The following is a 646-nucleotide window of genomic DNA, read 5'->3' on the forward strand; positions in this document are numbered from 1 at the left end:
TGTTGGCGGCCGTCTTCTCGAGGTACTCGTCGAAGACCGGCGCCTTGGCCGACCCGGTGGTGGCMGTGACRGCSAAGACGGCCGCCAGGCCGAGCAGMGCGGCGCGGCGGCCCTCGGGCGCGGCCAGCTGCACCCGCTTCGCCGGCGATGAGGCGGCGGCGGCCTGCGGCACTGCCGCGGCGGGCTTGAGCCCGACGACGCTGGAGTTCACGCCGGCCATGATTGGTGCCCTCGAGCTCCTCGACTTGGTGTCGTGTCGTGCGGGTTTGGTTGCCGACACGAAGCCCACCATGGCGAGGCGGCCGTTGATGCGCTCGGGAGCCGGGCCGCTGAACGCCAGCGCGTCCCACAGCCCGGGGCTCGCCGTCTCCGCCGCCTTGGACTTTGGCGCCGGGGTGGTGGCCGCCGCCGCCGCCTCCTCCTTTGGCTCGGCCTCGGCGTCGTCGCTCTGGGCCCTCACGGTCACGGCCAAGGCGCGCCGGCGCGGCGCGAGCGCAGATGCCTGGAGCAGCAGCCGTACAGGGAAAGCGCGACGCGCGCCTGGGGTGGCGGAGGCGAGGGGGCTCMTGGAGGCCATCACCGTCGCTGCCATTGGAGTGTATGCGTTCGAGTCGTTGGCTCGTAGCGGCAGGCAAGAGAGCACTGT

Annotated in this window: 1 pseudogene; it reads right to left on the reverse strand. The window is 72.9% G+C overall.

Annotated features, from left to right (window positions below):
- Nucleotides 1–472, reverse strand: a pseudogene (locus FWJ25_RS20530) (hypothetical protein); the annotation flags it as partial.
- Nucleotides 473–646 lie beyond the last annotated feature (174 nt).

This window comes from Marinobacter salinexigens, assembly GCF_008370345.1.
Classification (GTDB): Bacteria; Pseudomonadota; Gammaproteobacteria; order Pseudomonadales; family Oleiphilaceae; genus Marinobacter; species Marinobacter salinexigens.